The sequence below is a fragment of the Dyella sp. AD56 genome (genome assembly GCF_002878475.1).
GTDB lineage: Bacteria > Pseudomonadota > Gammaproteobacteria > Xanthomonadales > Rhodanobacteraceae > Dyella.
The window spans coordinates 186,530-206,840 of sequence record NZ_NRDP01000001.1 but is presented as its reverse complement, the minus strand read 5'-3'; the positions used below and the strand labels follow the sequence as shown (position 1 = coordinate 206,840).

Sequence of the window (20,311 nt, the reverse complement as noted above, 5' to 3'; positions counted from 1 at the left end):
CGCACAAGGCATGTCCGACGCTGAAACCAAACGGCGCCTGGCCGCGCTCGCGCTCGGCGCGATCGGCGTGGTGTACGGCGACATTGGTACCAGCCCGCTGTACACATTGCAGACCACGCTCAGCCACGACGGCATGAAGCCGACGCCAGAGAGCATCTACGGCGTGCTGTCGCTGATCTTCTGGGCGCAGATCATCGTGGTGTCGCTGAAGTATGTGGTCTTCATCATGCGCGCCGACAACAAGGGTGAGGGCGGCATCATGGCGCTGCTCGCGCTGGCACTGCGCAGCGTGCGTGGCGATGCGCGTCAGCGCTGGCTGCTCGCCATCATCGGCATCTTCGGCGCCTCGCTGTTCTACGGCGACGGCGTCATCACACCAGCGATCTCGGTGCTGTCGGCGGTGGAAGGCGTCAAGGTTGCCGCCCCGAACCTTGGTCACTGGGTGGTACCAGTCACGGCCGTCATCCTGTTTTTCCTGTTTGCGCTGCAGCGCCATGGCACGGAGCGTGTAGGCAAGTTGTTCGGCCCGGTGATGGTGGTGTGGTTCATCGTGATCGCGTTGCTTGGCCTGCGCATGGTCGCTCACAACCCGCATGTGCTCTGGGCGATTAATCCCTACTACGGGGTGAAGTTCTTCTTTACCCATGGGCTGCAGGCGTTCATTGCGCTCGGCGGCGTGGTGCTGGCGCTGACTGGCGCGGAGGCGCTGTACGCGGACATGGGCCATTTCGGCAAGCGGCCAATCCGTCTCGCGTGGTTCAGCTTTGTGCTGCCCGCCTTGGTGCTCAATTATTTCGGTCAGGGTGCGCTGCTGCTCGACCACCCGGAAGCGATCGATAGCCCGTTCTTCAAGCTCACGCCCGAGCCGCTGCTGTATCCCATGATTGGCCTGGCAACCATTGCCACGGTCATTGCCTCCCAGGCCGTCATCTCCGGCGCGTTCTCCATGACTCGCGAGGCGATGTCGCTGGGCTATTCGATGCGCATGCCGGTGGTGCATACCTCGCGCGAAATGTCCGGCCAGATCTTTGTGCCGTGGGTGAACAACTTCCTGCTCATCATGGTGTTGGTGGCGGTGGTTGGCTTCCGCAGCTCGGATAACCTGAGCGCGGCCTACGGCATCGCGGTGACGGGCACGATGACCATCACCACCATCCTCGCGCTGATCGTGGCTCGTCGCCAATGGCACTGGAATCGCCTCACCGTCATCGTTGCGGGCGTGTTGCTGCTCGCCATTGACCTGTCGTTCCTGGGTGCCAACCTGATCAAGATCGAGTACGGCGGTTGGTTCCCGTTGGTGCTCGGCGTTGGCATCTTTATCGTGATGACCACCTGGCGTCGCGGTCGCGAGTTGGTGGTGCGCGAGATCAAGCAATCCGGCCTGGCGCTGGAGCCCTTCATCGAGAACATTGCTGAGCATCCGCCGCTGCGCGTGCCGGGTACGGCCGTGTTTCTTACCGCCAACCAACATGCCGTGCCACATGCGTTGCTGCACAACCTCAAGCACAACAAGGTGCTGCACGAGCGCAATGTGCTGCTGACCGTGGAAATGCTGGAGACGCCTACGGCCGACCCGGGCGAGCGCATCGAGATCACTGAACTTGGCGGCGATTTCTACGGCCTGGCGTTGCGCTTCGGCTTTGCGGAAGACCCGAATATCCCAAGCGCGCTGACCAAGTGTTCCAAGAAGGGTCTGCCGTTCGACATGATGGATACCACCTTCTTCCTGTCGCGCGAGAACATCATTGCGGATGCAAAGCGACCGGGCATGGCGTTGTGGCGCGACAAGCTGTTCGCCTTCATGGCTCGCAATGCGCTGCCTGCGACGGCGTTCTTCCAGATACCGGGCAATCGTCTGATCGAGTTGGGCGCCCAGGTAGAAATCTGATGAAAAGGCGTCTTCGGACGCCTTTTTCTTTGCAGGGCAAGGCGGGGCGGGCTTTTTTCCATGCCTGCGTCATCGTGCTCTGCCATAATTTCGCCTATGACCGAACACCGCATCGTCACCGCCGCCGCCCAGATGGACGACGAGGCCCTGGAAGCCTCGATCCGTCCCAAGCGGCTGGCCGAATACCTGGGCCAGCAGGCGGTGCGCGAGCAGCTGTCGATCTACATCGAGGCCGCAAAAAAGCGTGGCGGCGCACTGGACCACGTGCTGATCTTTGGCCCCCCGGGCCTGGGCAAGACTACGCTCAGTCATGTGATCGCCAACGAGCTCGGCGTCAACCTGCGTTCCACCTCTGGTCCTGTGCTGGAAAGGGCAGGGGACTTGGCCGCGCTGCTGACCAATCTCGAGCCGCACGACGTGCTGTTCGTGGACGAGATCCATCGCCTTTCACCCGTGGTGGAGGAAGTGCTCTACCCGGCGATGGAAGACTTCCAGATCGACATCATGATCGGCGAGGGCCCCGCGGCACGCTCGATCAAATTGGACCTGCCCCCCTTCACCCTGATCGGCGCTACCACGCGCGCCGGCCTGCTGACGGCGCCGCTGCGTGACCGCTTCGGTATCGTGCAGCGCCTGGAGTTTTATTCGCCCGACGAGCTCACGGCCATCGTGCGTCGCTCGGCGCGCATCATGGGTATTCCCTGTGAGCTTGAGGGCGCGCAGGAAATAGCCCGCCGTTCGCGTGGCACGCCACGCATCGCCAACCGCCTGCTGCGTCGCGTGCGTGATTACGCCGAGGTGCGGGCGGATGGTCAGATCACCCATGACGCCGCGCGTGCGGCGACGAACATGCTCAAGGTCGACGCCGAAGGGTTCGACGAGCTGGATCGTCGCCTGCTGTCCATCATCATCGAAAACTTCGACGGTGGCCCGGTGGGCGTCGAGTCGCTCGCGGCTGCCCTCAGCGAAGACCGCGGCACCCTCGAGGACGTGGTCGAGCCCTACCTGATCCAGCAAGGCTTCCTGGTGCGTACCGCGCGCGGTCGCATGGCCAGCGCCAAGGCTTGGCGTCACCTGGGCCTGACCCCACCGCCGCGGCAGCCCGTGGCCGCCGACCTTTTCATCGGTGACAGCTCCGATGTCTGACGCTATGCCAGCCAACGCCGGCAACCCGTTCCAGTGGCCGGTGCGCGTCTACTGGGAAGATACCGACGCGGGCGGGGTGGTCTACCACGCCAGCTATCTGCGTTTCATGGAGCGCGCCCGCAGCGAATGGCTGCGCGCCATGGGTATCAACCAATCCCTGGTCAAGGAAAGCACGGGGTTGGCCTTCCTGGTCCGGGAAATGCAGATCGATTTCCTCAGGGCGGCCCTGCTGGATGATGAACTGTCGGTAAGCGTGGAAATCAAAGAACGGCGGGCAGCCAGTATCCTTTTCGCCCAGACGATCCGCCGGGCGGACGGTGCGGAGCTGATCCGCGCGAAAGTACGCGTGGCGTGCGTCGACATCCACCGCATGCGTCCGGTGCAGATTCCGGCCGACCTCATCCCCGGCCTTCCCCCTAAAAATTAAGCACGTGCGCTGGAGAACCTTCAAGCAATGAACGGTGGACTGAACATTTTCAAACTGATCGCGGAAGCGAGCGTTCTGGTACAGGCCGTCCTGCTGGTCTTGCTGGTGTTCTCCTTCCTCTCCTGGGTGATCATCATCCGCAAACACCAGCAGCTGAAGAAGGCGATGGAAGAGGCGGAGGGCTTCGAGGAGCGCTTCTGGTCCGGCGCCGATCTCGCCCAGCTGTTCCGCGAAGTCAGCAACCGCGGCGCGGAAAACGGCGGGATGGAGAACGTGTTCGAGTCGGGTTTCCGCGAGTTCGTGCGTCAACGTCAGCGCCGCGTGCATGACCTGCGCATCGTTATCGAAGGCTCCGAGCGCGCCATGCGCGTGGCTGGTACCCGCGAGATTGGTCGCCTGGAGCGCAACCTGGAATTCCTCGCCAACGTGGGTTCGATCAGCCCGTACGTCGGCCTGTTCGGCACCGTCATCGGCATCATGGGCGCCTTCCAGGGCCTGGGTGAAATGAAGGACGTGACCATCGCTGTGGTCGCCCCGCACATTTCCGAAGCGCTGATTGCGACCGCTATGGGTCTGTTCGCGGCCATTCCTGCGGTGTGGGCGTACAACCGTTTCGCCAACAAGGTCGAGCGTGTGGCCTCGCGCTACGAAGTGTTCCAGGAAGAGTTCTCTTCGGTGCTGCAGCGCCAGATCCAGACCGACGAAGCGGCCTGAGCAGAGGAGCTAAGCGATGCGTAGCTCTATGCGCCACAAGCGCTTCAAGCTGAAATCCGAGATCAACGTCGTTCCCTACATCGACGTGATGCTGGTGCTGTTGATCATCTTCATGGTCACCGCGCCCATGATCAACAAGAACGTCGACGTCAATCTGCCGCAAGCGAACGCGAAGTCGCTGCAGGACAAGAAAGATCCGGTGATCGTCGTGGTCGACCAGAACGGCCAGTTGTACCTGACCATGGGCACGGAGAAGCGTCAGCCTGTCGATGCCGCCACCATGCAGACCAAGGTTGGCGCGTTCGTGAAGGCCAACCCGGAGGTCAGCGTGCTCGTGGCTGGCGATCGTGATGGCAAGTACGAAGGCGTGTACCAAGTGCTGGCCCAGTTGCAGCAGGCCGGCGTGGCCAAGGTCGGTCTGATGAGCGCGCCGGAGTCGGGCACCAAGAAATGAGGGCCGACTCCCCCAAGGGCACGTCCAAGGCGGTTGTCCTTTCCGCCGTTCTCCATCTAGGCATCGTGGGCTTCCTGGCCCTCGCGGTGGTGCCGTGCTCGTTCTACGAAAGCCTGTTCGAGACGCTGCACCTGCCGGCCGACTGGAACCCGATCACCTGCACCAAGCCGGTGTCCCTGCAGGGTGAAATCATCGAGGCCGAGCTGGTGGGCGTCACTGGCGCGCCGCCCCCGAAGTCGGCGAAGGTCAATAAGCCCGTGCCGGTCACCGTGCCGCCGCCGCCGAGCGTGCCACCACCGCCGTCGGAAGAAACGCCCAAGATCAAGACCTTGCCGCCTCCGCCAGAGCATCCGGATACGAAGGATCAGGAAAAGGTCGTCGCCGAAGGTATCCAGAAGGCAGAGGACGCCAAGAAGGAACAGGAAGAGAAGCAGCGCCAGCGCGCCGCCGAATTGGACGCCCAGGCGGCCAAGCACAAGGAAGAAGAGCAGAAGAAGGTCGACGAACTGTTCGCCAAGATGGACGCGGCGGACAAATCCGTGAAGCAGGCGCAAAGCAAGGCCAACCAGGCCAAGCAGCAGATGCAAGATCTGAAGAACGCGCAGGACAACGGCGTCGACAACGTGCCTTATGCAGCCCAGAAGCAGACCGGCAGCAACGGTCCGGACGCCGGGTTGCGCGCGCAATATCTCGCGGCGATTCAGAATTCGCTCAAACAGAACTGGGTCGGCCCGGATAACATGCCGACCAATCAGCAATGCCTGCTGCATATCGTGCAGTTGCCGGGTGGTCAGGTCGTCAGTGCCAAGGTCGACTCGAGCTGCCCGTTTGACGACGCAGGCCGCAAATCCGTCGAAGACGCGGCCATGAGGGCCAACGAGTTGCCATACAAGGGATTTGAAAGTGTCTTTAGCCGCACCGTTGATATGTACTTCAAGCCATAGGTGATGACCTGATGAAAAAGACTTCCCGTTATCTGGTCTTCTTGCTTGGCATCCTGGGCCTGCTGTTCGCGGGTCTGGTGTCCGCGCAGACCTCCACCCTCACCGGCACAGTGGAAGGCGTGACCAAGTCGGCTACGCCGATTGTCGTCGTGCCGTTCGCTCAGGCGGGTGGGGCACCGCTGCCCACCGACATCGCCGATGTCATGCGCAACGACTTCAACCGTTCCGGCAAATTCCGCTCGCTCGCCAAGAGCGAAATCGTGGAAACGCCGTCGAAGGGTGCGGACATCAACTTCGCCACCTGGCGCCTGCTCAAGCAGGACTACATCACCGTCGGCCGCATTAGTGACGCTGGCGGCGGCATGATGCGCATCGAGTACGAGCTATGGGACGTCAACCGTCAGCAGAGCCTGCTTGCCCAGGCGTACACCGCACCGGCCGGTGACCTGCGTGGCGTGGCCCATCAGATTGCCGATGCAATCTACGAAAAGATCACCGGCGTGCGTGGCGCGTTCTGGACCCGCATCGCGTATATCACCGCTGTGGGCCTGGGCAATAACACCACCTACTCGCTGATCGTCGCCGACTCGGACGGTTACAACCCGCAGGTCGTGGCCCGTTCGCGCGAGTCGCTGTTGTCCCCCTCCTGGTCGCCAGACGGTCGCAAGATCGCCTACGTGTCGTTCGAAAGCGGCAACTCGGCCATCTACGTGCAGGACATCACCACCGGTTCGCGCCAATTGGTCTCGGCCCGCGCCAAGGGCATCAATGGTGCGCCGAACTTCTCCCCGGACGGCTCGAAGCTGGCGTTGGCCCTTTCCTATCAGGGCAACCCCGAGATCTATTCGATGGACCTGGGCTCCCGCGCGGAGACCCGCCTGACCAACAACCTGGCCATCGACACCGAGCCGCGTTGGACCCCGGACGGCCAGAGCATCATCTTTACCTCTGACCGTGGCGGTAAGCCCCAGCTCTACCAGATGTCGGCGGGCGGCGGCGGTGCCGAACGCATCACCTTCCAGGGCCAGTTCAACGCCAACGCCTCGATCAGCTACGACGGCAAGCAGATCGCGATGGTGCAGGGCAACGGGAACGTGTATCGTATTGCTATCATGGATCGCAGTCTGGGTGGGCAGGTGCGCTTCATCTCGCCGGGTCCGATCGACGAAACACCGAGTTTCGCGCCGAACGCGAGTATGTTGCTGTACGCCGCATCCGAAGGAAGACGTGGCGTGCTGTACGCAGTGTCCGCAGATGGTCTCGTCCGTCAGCGCTTGGTACTGGCCGACGGTGACGTTCGCGAACCGGCTTGGGGTCCCTATCGTCAGCGATAAGCAGTTCATGTCGAGGCGCGAAAGCGTCACGGCAATGTGATCCGAGCGTGAAGGTCTAGGCCTCACGCCGGATCAAACAGCTTGCCCGCCGCGGCAATCCGTCGCGGTAGGCGGGGCAGGCGGTTGCGAGACAGCGCACTGCCGGCAGCAAAATGTCAAAATAACAGCCGGTTCACCGGCGAACACTGTCCCGAAACCGCAATCATCATTGACTGTCGGAACTCAAACCTGTTTGAAGGAACGTCCACCATGAATAAGACCGTTCGCGTCGCCCTGGTCGCCCTGCTCTGCGTTGGCGCGGCCGCATGCTCGAAGAAGCAGGAAGTCAAGCCGCAGCCGCAGCCGGAAGCGCCGATGACCACCCCGGCTCCGTCGACCGCTGGCAAGTACACCCCGGCTGATCTCGATACCGATGCCTGCCTGCGTCAGCGCGTTGTGTACTTCGATTTCGACAAGGACGAAATCAAGCCGGAGTTCCAGCAGATCATGGCGTGCCACGCCAAGTACCTGCAGGATCGCCCGATGGCGCAGATCCGTTTGGAAGGTAATGCTGACGAGCGCGGCACCCGCGAGTACAACCTCGGCCTCGGCGAGCGCCGTGGTAACGCGGTGTCCAGCGCCCTGCAGTCGAACGGCGGCTCGGCCAGCCAGATCAACGTGATCTCGTATGGCAAAGAAAAGCCGGTGTGCCGTGAGCACAACGAAGACTGCTGGAGCAAGAACCGTCGCGTCGAGATCGTCTACACGGCGAAGTAATGAAGAAGCGACTGGCTAATAGCTTCACGGCCAGGATGGGCATGGCGGGCGCAATCGCGTCCGCCATGCTTTTTAGTGTCCCGGTCCACGCACAGGATTCCCGCCTCAGCCTCGCCGATCGCGTGTCGCGGCTAGAGCAGCAGGCACAGAATCAGAACGGCACCACGCTGGTCAACCAAGTGCAGGCGCTGCAGTCACAAGTGCAGCAGATGCAAGGCCAGATCGAGGAACTGCAGCACCAGTTGCAGGAAGCCAACGACAAGAACAAAGCGCAATCCACGGATTTCGATTCGCGCCTGGGCCGCCTTGAAAGCGGTGCCGGTGCTGCGGGCGCCAATCCGGGGAATGCCGTTGCGCCGAATACCTCTGCACCCACAGTCATTGCCGCCCCGGTTGCTCCGCCGCCGCCAGCGGCAGGCACAGGCAAGGCTGCTGCAGGCGCGCCACCGGTTGCGACGGGCAAGGGCGCCGCGGGTGCCAACAATGCCGCGGTGCAGGCCGCCTACGACGACGCCTTCAAGTCGCTGCGCGCCGGCGACTACGTGAAGTCCTCGCGTGATTTTCGCAATTTCATCCAGCAGTATCCGGACAGCTCGCTGCTGCCGAATGCGTTCTACTGGCTGGGCGAGTCGTATTACGCCACCAGCAATTACCAGGTGGCGATGGAAGCGTTCCAGCATCTGGTCAGCCAATTCCCGCAGAGCGAGAAGGTGCCCGACGCGCTGCTCAAGGTGGGCTACAGCCAGATCGAACTCAAGCAGCTCGATGCCGGTAAGACCACGCTGAAGAACGTGACTGCGAAGTACCCCGGCTCCCGGGCTGCAGGCCTAGCCCAGGAGCGCTTGCGCCGCCTGCAGGCCCAGCCGGCCAACTGAGGCTGTTGTCGTGACTGGCAGTAACACGAACGTGGCTCCCACCACGTCGACGCAGGCGCCCGCTGAGCGCCTGCGCATTACCGAGATCTTCCACTCCATCCAGGGCGAGGCGGATGCCATCGGCTGGCGCACTGTCTTCGTGCGTTTGACCGGCTGCCCGCTGCGTTGCGTGTGGTGCGATACCGAATATTCTTTCTACGGTGGCGACTGGCGCGCGATCGACGACATCGTGGCCGATGTGGCCTCGCATGGCGCCAAGCACGTGTGTGTGACGGGCGGCGAGCCGCTGGCGCAGAAGCGCTGTCTGATCCTGTTGAAGCGGTTGTGCGACGCCGGCCACGACGTATCGCTGGAAACCTCCGGTGCGCTGGACGTGTCGCCGGTGGATCCACGCGTTCGCAAAGTGATGGACCTCAAGGCCCCGGATTCGGGCGAGGCCGCTCGCAACCTGTGGTCGAACCTCGAGCATCTGTTGCCGCACGACCAGGTGAAGATCGTCATCGCCAGCCGCGCGGATTACGAATGGGCGTGCGACGTCGTCGCCGAACACCGGGTCACCGAGCGCTGCATGGTGTTGTTTTCACCCGTGCACGGCGCCATCAAGCCCCGTGAGCTGGCGGAATGGATCATTGAAGACAAGCTCGACGTGCGTTTCCAATTGCAGCTCCACAAGCTGCTTTGGAACGACGAGCCGGGGCACTGACGCGCATCTGCGCGCAGCACGGGGCTGCTTGGCCCCGTCGCTGACGTCCCCCTAGAATTTCCGCGTGCCGGCCTGTGTTGCTGGTGGCGCTTGTCGGCCGGATCACCGGCCTGAACCTTTGAGTGGAAGTCATCCCATGTCTGAAACCTCTCCCCGCAAGGCCGTCGTGCTCGTTTCCGGCGGCATGGACTCGGCGGTCACCATCGCCATCGCCCGCGAACAGGGCTATCAGGTGCATGCGCTTAGCGTGGCCTATGGCCAGCGGCACAACGCCGAGTTGGCGGCTTCTGAGCGGGTGTCCGGCCTACTGGGCGCCGTCGAGCACAAGACGGTGTTCGTGGACCTGCGCACCATCGGTGGTTCCGCGCTCACCGCGGACATCGACGTGCCGCTCGATCAGACGGGCGAGCAGGGCATCCCGGTGACCTACGTGCCTGCCCGCAACACCATCATGCTGTCCATCGCCCTGGGCTGGGCTGAAGTGCTGGGTTCCGCCGATATCTGGTGCGGTGTGAACGCGGTGGACTATTCGGGCTATCCCGACTGCCGTCCCGCCTTCATCGAAGCCTTCGAGCAGCTGGCGAACGTCGCGACCAAGGCCGGTGTGGAAGGGGCGGGCATCCGCATCCATGCGCCGCTGATGCGCATGAGCAAGGCTGATATTGCCCGCGAAGGCCAGCGACTGGGCGTGGATTTCTCCGAGACGGTCAGCTGCTATCAGGCGGATGCCGAGGGCCGCGCCTGTGGCCACTGCGACGCCTGCCACCTCAGGGCCCAGGGATTCAGCGTCGCCGGTCTGCCCGACCCCACGCGCTATGCCTGAACGGGCCTCGCTTGTGCCGTGAGCCTCCAGCCCATAAAATATCGGGCTAGCTTTTGAAGTGTGGGCCGTTAGCTCAGTTGGTAGAGCAGTAGACTTTTAATCTATTGGTCGATGGTTCGAATCCATCACGGCCCACCAAATAAACGAAAAGACCCGCGGAAACGCGGGTCTTTTTTTTGTTCCGAGATAGCGTGGGCGTAGCTCAGCTCGCTTGCCGCCAGGTGGCGGGTGCCTGTTTCTGCGGGCTGGTGGAGTGGCGTTCCATGACCGGCATGCGTGGCAGGTCGAACCAGAAGGTGCTGCCGCGTCCGGGTTCCGAGCGCAGGCCGATGCGAGTGCCCAGCAATCGGGCGAGGCGTTCAGCGATGGCGAGGCCAAGCCCGTAACCGCCGCGCCGTTCGCTTTCACCGGCCTGCAATTGCACGAATTCCTCGAAGATGCGCTGCTGGTGGATCACGGCGATGCCTGGGCCGTTATCGCGCACTTCAATACGGATGGATTGGCCGCGGCGGCGCGCGGCGATGAGTACGCGTCCTGCCGGGGCATTGGCAATGGCATTGCTGGCCAACTGATAGAGCAGGCTGGCTGCGACGTCTGCGTCACCGTGCAACTGGTGACGGCTGCCTCGCCATGTGAGCGTGACTTGCTGCTGCACGGCTTCGTGATTGAGCGAGGTGCGATCGCGCATGAACAGCTCGGCGGCGGTGAAGCCGACAGGTTTCACTGCGATCACGCCGGCGTCGAGCCGGGAGATTTCCAGAAGCGCATCCAGCAGGCGCGTCATCGATGCAATGCTGCCGCGCATCTGCTGGAACAGTGACTGCTGCTCCTGGCTGGCATTCTGGTCGAGGCCAGCGGCGAACAGTTCCAGCGCCTGCAGCGGCTGCCGGAAATGATGGCTGACCAGGGCGATAAACTGCGATTTGCTGCGCGTGGCGGCCTGGCTCTGGCGCAGGCGATCCAGCGCCTCCACGGCGTTGTCGTGCTGCATCGCGCTCCAGTCACGGCGTTGTTCCTCCTGCAGTTCAGATAGACGCTGCAGGCTTTTGCGTAATTCAATGAACTCGGTGGCGGCCGGCGTATTGTCGAGCTGCGGGTGACGTGCATTGACCAACTCGTGCACCGCGTAGCGCACCTGTGACAGCGGCTCGAGTACGCGATGGCGAATGGATACACGCGCCAGCCAGGCGAGCACCAGTACACCTGTCGCGCATAGCGCGCCTAGCAGCCAGACCATGGCCTGTGCCTGGTGCAGGGGGTGCGTATCCACCTGCATGCTCACCCATGACGAGGCGCTGCCATGGGGTTGAACCTCACTGCGGTAGGTAGCGCCGTTGCCGGCGGTGCCGCTGCTCCACAGGGTGCCATCCGAACCGTGCCACTCCACTCGCACGACCCGATCTTCCTTGCCCTCCTGCAGGGTCCGGTCCAGCGCGGCCTGGGATGGGGCGCCGCTGGTGGCATCCAGTTCGCCCGCAAGCCGTGCCAGCCGCAGGCTGGCCGTGGCATCGACGCGTTCGGCCAGGTTGTGGGTCTGCTGCACGCACAGCGCCAGGATCAGCGCCAGGGCGGCGATGGTGCTGGGCAAAACCACATCGATGAACAGGCGGGGCAACACATGTGCGCGCGGTTCCATGCGTCATCCCTCCCCGACACAGCCGCACGCCGGCGGCAGGGGCGTACATCGCTCCTGGGGCCTTCGGTGCTGGCAAATGCAGATTGAAGACATGATCGCGCGGAATTCCGGCAGTCAGGGGATGAAAAAAACCATGAGGCGCGCCGCAGCGCGGAGTCGCCCTGATTGGCACTGTAAAGAAACGCTGCGAACCCTTCGATACCCACTTCGTTCTAGCGCGAGGCGCCATAGTGCGAATGGTCTATGGGGCCCTGAACGAGGGGACATGTTGCGATGCGAAATGCGCCGGCATGACGCCGGACGCATTTGGCGCTACCTTGCCACCCGCATGCCCACCCCTGGGCGAATTGGAGAACCCCATGTCCTCACGTTGTCGCTGGTTGGTCGCCGTTTCCTTGCTGGGTATGGCCAGTGTCGTTCTGGCGCAGGATATCCCCGCCAACATGCCCAAGCGCAAGCCGGGTCTGTGGGACATGCAGACCTCCGGCATGGGCGGCCAGCCCCAGACCACCAAGTTCTGCCTTGACGCGGACACCGACACGGCGATGTACAAGATGGGCACGCACATGAGCGGCCAGATGTGCAGCAAGTTCAAGATCGACGTGCAGGGCAGCAACAAGGTCGTGACGGACGCTGTCTGCAAGATCAATACGCCCAACGGCGCGGTCAACATGACCAGCCATAGCGAAACCACCTACCAGGGTGATAGCGCCTATTCGACCCAGGGCCACATCACCTACGACCCCGCCATCATGGGCCACGCCGACATGACCGTGACCAGCACGGGCCGCTGGGTGGGCCAGTGTGCGGCTGGCCAGAAGCCGGGTGACATGATCATGGCCAACGGCCAGACCCTCAACATCAAGGACATGCCGGGCCACTAAGGGGCGCGGCAGTCACGGAGAGCTGGGCGCCATCAACTGGCGCACCAGCGCCTCGTGCTCGGCATCGATCTTCTTGAGGCGAGCCTGCATGGCGGCGTCGCTGACCCATTGCGCGCTATAAGCGCGCCGGCGGTCGAGGTTGAATTCGATATCGGCGAAAGGCACCAGCGTCTCGTTGCCGGTGGGTGTGAAGCCGCTGATGTCGTGGATGAGGTGCAGCTTCGCCAGCTCGGCCTGGGCGTTCTTGCCCTTGGCATAGGAGGTGAGCGCCGCGGCGACGCGCTGGCGCAGATCGGCGGGAAGGTCCGTGCGAATTACCACCACGGCATGGGGAATCAGGCTGGACGTCCATAGCACGCGCAGGCGCGCGTACTGGTCGGGAAACCGTTCCGCGAATCGTTCGAGATCAGCGGTATTGTTGGTGGCGACGTCGGCCTCGTTGTTGGCGACGGCGAGTGCATTGTTCTGGTGGTTGTCGACGGTGACGTTGGCGAAGAACGTGTCCGAATCCAGCCGGCGGTTGGCGAACACCTGGGTTTCGGGCACGAGATAGCCGGAGACCGACAATACTTCGCCGCGTGCATAGCGCAGCTTGCCCGGCTGCTTGAACAGGTCGTCCAGGCTGCGCAGCGGCGAGTCCCTGGGCACGAGCAGCACCGAGTAGTAGCCACGCGAACCGTTGCTGCGCGTGAGCTGGGCGATCACCTGCATGCGATCGTGGATCACCGCGTCCAACGCGAGTCGGCCGGAGACAAAGGCGAAGTCCACGCGCTCCTCGGCCATGGCCTCGCCCAGTCCTTCATATGTGCTTACCGACAGGCTGCGGATGGGCAAGTGCAGCGTGTGGCTCAGGTCGTCGAGCATCGGGCGCCAGGCGGCCAACGACTCGGAGGGGCCGCCGATGGGCAGGATGCCGAAGGTCAGCCCGTTGATGTGCCCGGTGGCATGCGCCGGATCGGCACAGGCGGCCGTACCGCCAAACAGATTGAGCAGGAGCAACACCGCGACCCGCGCGCAGGCCAAGCGCACGCGGCTGGCGTTTCTGCGATAGCTTGCGATCCTTTCCTTTGACACGGCGTGATCCCCGAATAGATCAGAGCATCCCGGCGAACATGGGCTGGCGCTAGCGATAGTCCGTAAGGTGGGAGTACCCGGTCAGAGGCCGCTGATGCGTCGCGAAGCGACCACGGCTTCGACCCGGTTGCGTACATTGAGCGCCCGGAAAATGGCAGCAAGGTGAATTTTCACCGTGCCCTCGCTGATGCCGAGATCCCGTGCGATGAGCTTGTTTGGCTTGCCTTGCGAAAGCAGGCGCAGCACATCGATCTGCCGCTCCGTGAGCAATTTGCGCAGCCGTTCTTCCAGTGAGTCGGCAGCGCTGGACGCTGTTTGCGCGGCCACGGCTGCGGGTGTGGAGACCGGTCCATCGGCGCGCTCCTGCAAGAGCAGCGGAGGCACGTAGACGCCGCCCGACAGCACCAAGCGTACGGCGGATAGCATGATATCCGGCGAATAGGCCTTGGGAATGAAGCCCTGCACGCCCATGGCCAGCAGGCTTTTCATCAGCGCGCCGTCTTCGGAACCGGAGAGCACCATCACGGGAACCTGCGGGAGGTGCTCGATCACCTCGGCCAGATGCTCGCTGCCCTGCACGCCGGGCATGGCCAAGTCGATGAGCGCGAGGGATAGCGACGAGGCCTCCGGCGCATGAATCGCTGCGCGAAGTTCCGCCATGTCCATGGCAGTGACAAAGGACGTATCCGGCCCAAGCTCGGTCAGCTTGAGCTTGACACCTTCGACAATCAGTCGATGGTCGTCTGCGATCAATATACGCATGTCGTTCCCCATGGCGCCCGCGGCTCTTCCATTGCCGCACATCCGGCTTGCGCAACATAGCCCCACGCTGTGTGCGCGGCAACCTCAAAGAGCGTACGAACGACATAGTCTCAACGAGATATGGCCGGCCTGACGGTCGATCGCGAAAATTTACTTACCGCGATGGGGGTGTTGCTCAACGGGCGTCGTGCTTCGGTGAAGGTGAAAAACGGGTGGAGCGTGCAGGCTGACGTGTCGCATACCGAACACCGATTATCCCGGCACGATATGCGCGTTGCGCTACGTGCGACCAACCGGCCTGTGCCGGCGGCGTACTGCACTTAGCTCCTTTCCAACGTTTTGGAGCCTCTGGCATGCCGGGCATGATGCTCGTGCCGGTCGGCGGTTTGCCATGGATGGCCTCTTCTTCCCCGCACGGAGCGGGTTCCCCATTTCCATGCGGGTTGGCGCCCGCATGCTCCCAGGTCGGCACGACGGCGTATATCGTCGTAGACTTCGGCGGGCATCCCCGATCGGCACAGGGAGTTCCGCTCGGGGCCATGGAGCAACATGCAACAGGCTTTGACGGCTATCGACGCCATGCGGCTGCTGGAATGTTTCGCACCTTTGTTCGCCTATGGCTTACTGATCGACGAGCAGGCGGCAAGCCAGAATCTCTCCGACGACGAATGGCCGTCCGTACACGCTCGCGCACTCGCGCTGGTGGACCAGGGGCGTGGCGCGGCCTTCGCACGCGGTAAGCCGTTGGCCGAAGTGGAGTTGGCGGCGTTCGCCGCCGTGGCTTGGCTGGACGAGATCGCGGCCCGGCGCGGCGGGTGGGGCAGTGGGGTTGGCCCGTTGCAGCAGGTGCTATTCCGCACGGGAAGTGCGGCCACGGAATTCTTCGATCAGCTTGGCCGGCTGGACAGCGGCGAGGAAGAAGTGCGCGAGGTCTTCAGCATGGCCTTGCTGCTCGGGTTCTCTGGTCAGTACTACTACGAACAAGGTGACGGCGGCGAACTCGGCCGCATCAAGGCGCTGTATTGCCCGGCGGGCGCGAGTGCACTGGCCGTGTTGCAATCGCTACAGCGCGAGTCGGTGACGCCGCAGCCCTACATGACGCCAGGGTCGCCAGTGCTGCGCCTGCCGGGAACCTGGCTGGGGCGTCGGCTGGCGCAACTGGTGGCCACGCTCGTCGTGTTGTTGGTATTCGTCGCTTTCGTGGCGCCTGTTTTCAGCCAGGGTGTATCGGAGCAGGCATGGTTCATGGGCGGCATCATCGTGGCCGTCCTCGGTGTGGTCGGCTGGATAGGCGCGCTTGCCTGGCAATCGCTGGTGATGATGCGGGCGCATACACGCGTGGCGGACAGCACCGACTCCGGCTATGGCATCGGCAGTTTTTCCGCCGCGGTGAAGGATGCCGCCCGCCGTCTGCGCGGCGCGATTCTCCATCCGTTTCGTCGCCGCGGCCGATGGCGTCAGTTGTCCCGCCATCCCTGGTTGCTGTTCGTTGGTGACAGCGCCGCCGACGTACGCTCGTTGTTGCAGGCCGCTGCTGCTTCACCCCACGCGCGCGAACTGTCGCGCGCCAATGACACGCGACCGTGGCATTGGTGGGTGTTTCGCTCGCTGGTGGCGATCGAGCCTGGCCCGCGCCTGTCTTCTCCCCATGCGGCCATCGGCGACGGTGATGCGCCCTGGTCGAAGGCTCTGTTGCTGCTGGCGAAGGAGCGTCGCAAGTTGCCGCTGGATGGTTTGGTCATCTGCATGGCGGCACAGAGCCTGCGCGAATCGGAGGCTGCTGTCGCTATATACGCGGATCGCCTGCATCGACTGGCGGTCGAGGCCACGCGGCGTCTCCAACTGCAGCTTCCGGTCTACGTGGTGGTGACCGGCCTGGAGGCATTGCCTGGTCATGCTGCCTTTCGTTCCATGCTGCCTGCTTCGGTATTCCGTCGCGTGCTTGGATGGCGGCATGCCAGCCCTGTGCGTGATGGTGTGCTGGATGGACGCATGGAGGTGCAAGCAGACGCGGTGACTGAGCGACTGATATCCGCGGCGCTCGCCGTGCTGGCGATGGAGCGTGATCCGCACAAGCGGCGCGAGGCGTTTGCCTTCCTGCAGTCGCTGCATGGCGTGCAGCGTGGGCTACGCGGCTTCGTCGAGCGCTTGCAGGCCAACGAAGCCGGTGGCGAGCGTCGCCTGCACTGGCAGGGCCTGTACGTTACGGGTGGCTCGCGCAACGACGCACCGGGCGGCGATTTCGTCGACGATCTCTTCAATCGCTTCCTGCCGGCTGACCGCGTACTTGCCCGGCGCGTCGCTCCGAAAAGCTGAGCCGTTCAGGCCGTGGCGCGTGATCCGCTCCAGGCATCCATCAGCGCTTCGCGCAACTGCTCCGGCGACACGGGTTTGTAAAGCACGGGAATGCGCGCCGCCATGATTTCACGCAGCCGATCGCTGCGCGTTTCGCCGGTGATGAGCAGGCGCGGGAAGGGTGGATTGCCGTCGATCTGGTAATGCGCGTCCAGGGCGGCGAGCACATCAAGGCCGCTTTCACCGTCACGCAGACGCAAGTCGGAGATCACTATATCCGGCGGTTCATTCCATTCCTCCGCCGCCTGTAGCGCCTGTATGCGATCCTCCGCGACCGCTACTTTGCATCCCCAACTGGTAAGCAGATAGCGAATGCCGGAAAGGATGGCAGGTTCGTCGTCGATCACCAGCACGCGCATGCCGGACACGTCGGGCGACGATGGCGTGGCAGTTGCCGCCACGATTTGCTGCGCGGGGACTTCCGGCAGGTGAAAACTGAACACGCTGCCACGCCGCGGTTTGGACTTCAGCTGCACGCGCGTGTCGAGCAGTTCGGCCAGTCGCTGCACCGTGGCCAAGCCCAAGCCTAGGCCCCGGCGCCGGCTGACATCGTGTTCGTTGCCGTGGCACTCCACGCGGTAGAACTCATCGAACACGCGTACCTGGTGCTCCGGCGCGATGCCGATGCCGGTATCCCAGATGTCCACCCGCACCGTGCCGTCTTCGCGGCGGCGCGCCACCACCAACACGCCACCGCGGCTGGTATAGCGCAAGGCGTTGCTCACCAGGTTGTTGAGAATGCGCGAGAGCATCGTGCGGTCGCTGCGCACCCACAGGTCGGTCGTGCGCATGATCAGGCGCAGGCCATGCTGTTCGGCGATCATGCGGAAATTGCGGCTGACTTCCTGGAAGACTTGATCCAGTGGGAACTCGGCGATCTCGATCTGCATGGCGCCGGTTTCCAGGCGTGACAGGTCGAGCAGTTCGCTGAAGAGGTGGTCCAGTGCTTCCACGCACTCCTGGATATGCGCGATGCGGTCCAGGCGGATGGGGTCGCGTTCGTCCTCAGCGAGCGCCGAGGAGAACAGCGTCAAGGCATAGAGCGGCTGGCGCAGGTCGTGCGATGCGGCGGCGAGGAAGCGTGCCTTGGCGACGCTTGCAGCTTCGAGCGCGGCATTCTTGCGCGCTAGTTCAACGGTGGCATGTTCGATCTCGCTCTCCATGCCGCGCTGCACGTCGAACAAGGCCATCGCCGCGCTGTTGAAGCCCCGTTGCAGTTCGCCAATCTCGGTCAGGTCAGTAACTTCCACTTCGACGTGGCGGTCGCCGCGACCGAGCTGGTGCACGGCATCCACCAGCCGCCTTAGCGGGGCGCTGATCCAGCGAGCGGCCTGCCAGGCAATGATCGCCGCCAAGAGCAGGCTGATTGCCAGCGCCACCATGGCGTGACGCAGGCTGGCCTGCTGCATGGCGATGGCGTCGCGCAGGCTGACGTCCACCACGACGGACCCCAGCACGGGTTGGCCCGGGCGATCCGTATCCACGACGTCACGCACCACGGTCAGGCTTTCGCTGTTGTCGGCGCCGCTGCGTCCCAGGCTGTCAGCCAGGATTTCGCCGTCAGCGGCGCGGATCTGCACGCGGGCGACGTGGGGCAGGTCACCGATGGATTCAGCGATGCGCACGAGTTCGCGTCGTTGCATGTCACGCAGCGGCGCGGCAGTGACAGAAGCCGCCTGGGTCGCAATGGCATCGGCGGTGTTTTGCGCCATGCCGCGCAGGGTCATCAACTGCTGCGGCGCAAGCATCGCGACCAGCAGTGTTGCCGTCGCCAGGGTGGGCACGAGGGCGACAAGCGCAAGCCGCTGCATCAGCGAAGTGCGACGCCACCATTGCACCGTACGGGAATTGGCCCCTGTACCCATTGGATCCCCTAGGGATGCTCTGATCTATTCAACGTGGGTGTCACCGGTTCTGTTTGCCTGCCGCTGTGTGCTGCGTTGTTGAGGGCAGGCTGGTGACCTGTCGATACAGCGCGGCGCGCAGCGGCGGGCAAACAGAGCCGGCCCTGCGGGTGATGTCCAGAAAGCCCCCATGCCGCAGTGCGCAACTTGCCCAGGCAAACCAGCCTGGGCTGCGTCACGCCCTGCACCCTGCGGGCTTTCTGGACATCATGCCACCCGCGTTGGATAGATCAGAGCATCCCTTACACCCATCAAGCGTCAGGCGTGGTCAGCCTAGCGCGATTCACCGGGCCAGGCAGCAGGCCGACTGGTGTAGCCCGTAGGCTAGGGCTCCGATGTGGAGTGGGTCGGTGCGTTGGCCGGTGAGTTCCGATGCCGACGACGCACAATGCGCTCCACCAGCAGCGGGAGCAGGGCCAGCAGCGCGATGGCGGAGATCGGCATCCATACGCGGGGTTGCATCAGCAGGCCCAGCCCGAAGTGCCCATGGCTTTGCGCCAGCGCGTCCCCAAGACCTGCACCGATCGATGTCTCGAAGATCAGGGAGACCGTACCGCCCAGCCAACTGGCGCCCAGGAATAGCCACAGCGGGCAACGTAGCCAGGCCAGTGCCACCGTGATGAGGCCGAACGGCGCCACAGGCACGAAGCGCAGGAACATGGTGTAGGCCACCGGATGCCGCTCAAAGCCGTGATGCAGTTTGTCCACCAGGGCAGGAGGGTGCTTGCTGCCCGCACCGAAGGCGTAGCGGCTGGCCAGGAACAGGATCAGCGTGCCCAGCGTCAGCCCGATGGACGAGTAGATGCTGCCTTCCACCACCCCGAAAGCAAAGCCGCCGGCCATGATGATGATGACGGTGCCCGGCACGCCGGTGGACATGGCTAGCGTCAGCAGGCCGATGAAGGTGATCCGGCTAAGCCACGGGGCGGTGGCGATGTTGGCGCGCATCTGGGCCTGATGCTGCACCAATTGCTCGGGGTGCAGGCGATCCATCAGGCCTGAGCTGAACAAAGCGATGCCGGCGATGACCAGCAGAATCAGCGGCAGGGCGGCACGCAGGCGGCTCAATAGTGCTGTCCGCTCTGGCCATAGGCCGCCAGCACGGCGCGCGCCTGCTCGCGCAGGATGTCGCGCCGCACAGCAATGCCGCGCTTCTCGAGTTCGCCGATCCAGTCTGCGGGCAGCGGACCTTCGTCAAACTCCGTGAGTTCTTCCACGTCCTCGGCGCGCGCGCCGATCAGCAGTTCATCCACGCCGGCCCATACGGTGGCGCCGTAGCACTGGCAGCACGGCTGCGCGCTGGTGGCCAGGGAATAGTGGCCACCGTCCGCATTGAGGCGGAACGCTGCGAGGCGCTGTTGGGCGCTCATGTAGGCCATCATTTCCGCGTGCGCGACGGAGCACGTCTGAGGCACCACGCGATTGACTCCCACGGACACGACACGTCCCTGTCCATCGAACACCGCCGCACCGAACGGGCCGCCGTGGCTCCGCTCGACGTTCAGGCGCGAAAGTTCGATAGCGAGAGCCACGCGTTCCTCGTCAGTGACGTAGCGCTTGTTGGTGTCGACCACATCGCCGATCCACGGCGGCAGGGTCAGGTGAATTTGTTGAGGGAGCATGCAGCCTTCC

The 20,311-nt window shown here is 63.6% G+C and carries 19 protein-coding genes and 1 tRNA gene; 14 read left to right on the top strand and 6 right to left on the bottom strand.

What is annotated here, in order from left to right:
• Positions 1–10: 10 nt before the first annotated feature.
• The 12 genes from DyAD56_RS00910 to DyAD56_RS00855 all read left to right on the top strand — a co-directional run bounded on the left by DyAD56_RS00910 (position 11) and on the right by DyAD56_RS00855 (position 10,202).
• Positions 11–1,888 carry a potassium transporter Kup gene (locus tag DyAD56_RS00910; protein ID WP_102300849.1) on the top strand — a complete coding sequence of 626 codons (1,878 nt, stop codon included), beginning with the start codon at positions 11–13 and terminating at the stop codon, positions 1,886–1,888.
• Between the two features lie 96 nt (positions 1,889–1,984).
• Entirely contained in the window at positions 1,985–3,034 is a 1,050-nt protein-coding gene (gene ruvB, locus DyAD56_RS00905) for a Holliday junction branch migration DNA helicase RuvB (RefSeq protein ID WP_102300848.1), read from the top strand.
• A complete protein-coding gene (gene ybgC / locus DyAD56_RS00900; protein WP_233202236.1) occupies positions 3,027–3,461 on the top strand; it encodes a tol-pal system-associated acyl-CoA thioesterase in 435 nt (144 codons plus the stop codon). The genes ruvB and ybgC overlap by 8 nt, the downstream gene beginning before the upstream one ends.
• A gap of 27 nt (positions 3,462–3,488) precedes the next feature.
• Entirely contained in the window at positions 3,489–4,175 is a 687-nt protein-coding gene (gene tolQ / locus DyAD56_RS00895; protein ID WP_102300846.1) for a protein TolQ, read from the top strand.
• Positions 4,176–4,191: 16 nt separating this feature from the next.
• Positions 4,192–4,629: a protein TolR gene (gene tolR, locus DyAD56_RS00890; RefSeq protein WP_102300845.1), complete on the top strand. Its 438-nt coding sequence runs from the start codon at positions 4,192–4,194 to the stop codon at positions 4,627–4,629.
• On the top strand, positions 4,626–5,573 hold the full coding sequence (locus DyAD56_RS00885; RefSeq protein WP_102300844.1) for a cell envelope integrity protein TolA: 948 nt from the start codon (positions 4,626–4,628) through the stop codon (positions 5,571–5,573). The genes tolR and DyAD56_RS00885 overlap by 4 nt, the downstream gene beginning before the upstream one ends.
• Before the next feature lie 11 nt (positions 5,574–5,584).
• On the top strand, positions 5,585–6,907 hold the full coding sequence (tolB, locus tag DyAD56_RS00880; RefSeq protein ID WP_102300843.1) for a Tol-Pal system beta propeller repeat protein TolB: 1,323 nt from the start codon (positions 5,585–5,587) through the stop codon (positions 6,905–6,907).
• 249 nt (positions 6,908–7,156) lie between these two features.
• Positions 7,157–7,663: a peptidoglycan-associated lipoprotein Pal gene (gene pal / locus DyAD56_RS00875; protein ID WP_074550438.1), complete on the top strand. Its 507-nt coding sequence runs from the start codon at positions 7,157–7,159 to the stop codon at positions 7,661–7,663.
• The gene (gene ybgF, locus DyAD56_RS00870) at positions 7,663–8,538 is read left to right on the top strand and encodes a tol-pal system protein YbgF (protein WP_199178852.1); all 876 of its coding nucleotides are present in this window, start codon (positions 7,663–7,665) and stop codon (positions 8,536–8,538) included. The genes pal and ybgF overlap by 1 nt, the downstream gene beginning before the upstream one ends.
• A gap of 10 nt (positions 8,539–8,548) precedes the next feature.
• Entirely contained in the window at positions 8,549–9,241 is a 693-nt protein-coding gene (gene queE / locus DyAD56_RS00865) for a 7-carboxy-7-deazaguanine synthase QueE (protein ID WP_102300842.1), read from the top strand.
• 136 nt (positions 9,242–9,377) lie between these two features.
• Complete coding sequence (gene queC, locus DyAD56_RS00860) at positions 9,378–10,064, top strand: 7-cyano-7-deazaguanine synthase QueC (RefSeq protein WP_102300841.1); 687 nt, start codon at positions 9,378–9,380, stop codon at positions 10,062–10,064.
• Between the two features lie 62 nt (positions 10,065–10,126).
• A tRNA-Lys gene (locus DyAD56_RS00855) sits at positions 10,127–10,202 on the top strand.
• Positions 10,203–10,266: 64 nt separating this feature from the next.
• Here the strand turns inward: DyAD56_RS00855 and DyAD56_RS00850 are convergent.
• Positions 10,267–11,700: a HAMP domain-containing sensor histidine kinase gene (locus DyAD56_RS00850; RefSeq protein WP_102300840.1), complete on the bottom strand. Its 1,434-nt coding sequence runs from the start codon at positions 11,698–11,700 to the stop codon at positions 10,267–10,269.
• A 359-nt stretch (positions 11,701–12,059) separates the two neighbouring features.
• Between DyAD56_RS00850 and DyAD56_RS00845 the strand changes: the two genes are divergently transcribed.
• Positions 12,060–12,584, top strand: coding sequence for a DUF3617 family protein (locus DyAD56_RS00845; protein WP_158241220.1), 525 nt, complete (start codon positions 12,060–12,062; stop codon positions 12,582–12,584).
• A gap of 12 nt (positions 12,585–12,596) precedes the next feature.
• Here the strand turns inward: DyAD56_RS00845 and phnD are convergent, their stop codons facing one another.
• Positions 12,597–13,658, bottom strand: a complete 1,062-nt coding sequence (gene phnD / locus DyAD56_RS00840) for a phosphate/phosphite/phosphonate ABC transporter substrate-binding protein (RefSeq protein WP_233202235.1) — start codon at positions 13,656–13,658, stop codon at positions 12,597–12,599.
• Between the two features lie 81 nt (positions 13,659–13,739).
• Positions 13,740–14,420 (bottom strand): response regulator transcription factor, encoded by a 681-nt coding sequence (locus tag DyAD56_RS00835; RefSeq protein ID WP_102301090.1) that lies wholly within the window; start codon positions 14,418–14,420, stop codon positions 13,740–13,742.
• Positions 14,421–14,969: 549 nt separating this feature from the next.
• Between DyAD56_RS00835 and DyAD56_RS00830 the strand changes: the two genes are divergently transcribed.
• Positions 14,970–16,736 carry a type VI secretion protein IcmF/TssM N-terminal domain-containing protein gene (locus tag DyAD56_RS00830; RefSeq protein WP_102300838.1) on the top strand — a complete coding sequence of 589 codons (1,767 nt, stop codon included), beginning with the start codon at positions 14,970–14,972 and terminating at the stop codon, positions 16,734–16,736.
• Between the two features lie 5 nt (positions 16,737–16,741).
• Here the strand turns inward: DyAD56_RS00830 and DyAD56_RS00825 are convergent, their stop codons facing one another.
• From DyAD56_RS00825 to DyAD56_RS00815, 3 genes are all read right to left on the bottom strand, one after another.
• Complete coding sequence (locus tag DyAD56_RS00825; protein ID WP_102300837.1) at positions 16,742–18,640, bottom strand: hybrid sensor histidine kinase/response regulator; 1,899 nt, start codon at positions 18,638–18,640, stop codon at positions 16,742–16,744.
• Positions 18,641–19,003: 363 nt separating this feature from the next.
• Entirely contained in the window at positions 19,004–19,747 is a 744-nt protein-coding gene (locus DyAD56_RS00820; protein ID WP_102300836.1) for a VTT domain-containing protein, read from the bottom strand.
• The gene (locus DyAD56_RS00815) at positions 19,744–20,301 is read right to left on the bottom strand and encodes a nucleoside deaminase (RefSeq protein WP_102300835.1); all 558 of its coding nucleotides are present in this window, start codon (positions 20,299–20,301) and stop codon (positions 19,744–19,746) included. The genes DyAD56_RS00820 and DyAD56_RS00815 overlap by 4 nt, the downstream gene beginning before the upstream one ends.
• Between the last annotated feature and the right edge of the window lie 10 nt (positions 20,302–20,311).